The sequence below is a fragment of the Vibrio sp. 704 genome (assembly GCF_033339295.1).
Genome location: NZ_JAWOUH010000074.1, coordinates 1 through 1,378 on the forward strand (window position 1 = coordinate 1; position 1,378 = coordinate 1,378).

Consider the following 1,378-nt stretch of genomic DNA (forward strand, 5'->3'; position numbering starts at 1 on the left):
ATGCCTGTGGTGGGGAAAGAAGAAGATGCCGTTGACAATTTCGCCACTATTTTACTGATCGACTATTTAGACGATGGCGTCGATATGGCGATCAGTGCCGCCGACATGTTTGCGTTTGAGTCCGATGACAGACCCGACTATTACGATTTTGGCGAGTACATTGACGAACACAGTTTTGACCTGCAGCGTTACTTCTCCACTTTGTGCTTGGTGTATGGCAGCGATCCTGAACAGTACAAATCGTTACTCGACGAAGTTGAAAAAGACTACCTTCGAGATCGCAAAGACTTCTGCCAATACAATTACGAAAACATTCGCACTAACTGGCAGCACTACCTGCAGCACAATGAACCCAAAGAAGCATCGCCACGTAAAAGCAGCGAGAAACCATCAAGCAGCCCCAATGCAATGACGAATTGATATGACTAAACTGACTATTTTCTACGACGGCACTTGCCCACTGTGCGCCAAAGAGATGAAGGCATTACGCCAACACGATCATGAGCAAGAGATAAACACCGTTGATATTTACAGCGACGCTTTTTCGGCCTACCCGCAAATCGACCCTGATCGCGCCAACACCATTCTGCATGCCTTGGACAACCACGGAAATTTACTCTTCGGGCTGGATGTGACCTACCGAGCTTGGCAACTTGTTGGACGAGGTTGGTTGTATGCACCGCTGCGCTGGCCACTCATCAGACCTGTTTCGGACTGGCTTTATCTGCGCTTCGCCCAAAATAGGTATCGCATCTCATATTGGTTAACGGGCACTTCTCGTTGTAATTCTGGCCGCTGCTCTCGGTAATTGTGATCACGCTTGAAAATGTTAATACGCTCGCGATAAATCGTGCATTTCCAGTACTTCTCTCCTACTAAGTCGGTTAATCTGCAATCACTACAAAAATAAATAGCCATATGTTTATCCGGCAAATCGATTGAATTTTGCCTTTTCGTAACGCTGCGCCGAGAAGTAAGGAAGTCTCTATGAATCTAACCATAAGAAAGCGACTGTATATTCTTTCCATCATTCCAGTACTCACCATTGCACTAGGTATGATGTGGTTCACCTACCTGCAAACTAACGCTTATAACCAACAGCAAATTGATCAGACCCACACCACCATGATGGCGATGAAAAAAGCCGAGCTGAAAAACTATGTTCAGATGGCTCGCTCAGCGATTGAACCGCTACTCAAGAGAAATGCGACATTAGAAGAAGCTCTTCCCGTTTTACGAGAGCTGGAATTTGGTGAAACGGGCTACATCTTCGGTTACAACTCCAAAGGCGTCCGTGTTGTGGTCGGCAAGAACGACAAAGGCATCGGTGAGAACTTCTATAACCTGCAAGACAAGAAAGGTAATTACCTGATTCAAG

At 46.2% G+C, this 1,378-nt stretch carries 3 protein-coding genes; all 3 read left to right on the top strand.

Annotation, left to right across the window (positions count from 1 at the left end; translation table 11 throughout):
* Window positions 1-420, top strand: a 420-nt coding sequence (locus R7R24_RS24510) for a DUF4344 domain-containing metallopeptidase (RefSeq protein ID WP_318119698.1), incomplete at its 5' end; no start/stop codon positions are given.
* 1 nt (window position 421) lies between these two features.
* Window positions 422-808 carry a DUF393 domain-containing protein gene (locus tag R7R24_RS24515; RefSeq protein WP_318119699.1) on the top strand — a complete coding sequence of 129 codons (387 nt, stop codon included), beginning with the start codon at window positions 422-424 and terminating at the stop codon, window positions 806-808.
* 179 nt (window positions 809-987) lie between these two features.
* Window positions 988-1,378 (top strand): cache domain-containing protein (locus R7R24_RS24520; protein ID WP_318119700.1); only part of this gene is annotated, 391 nt, incomplete at its 3' end.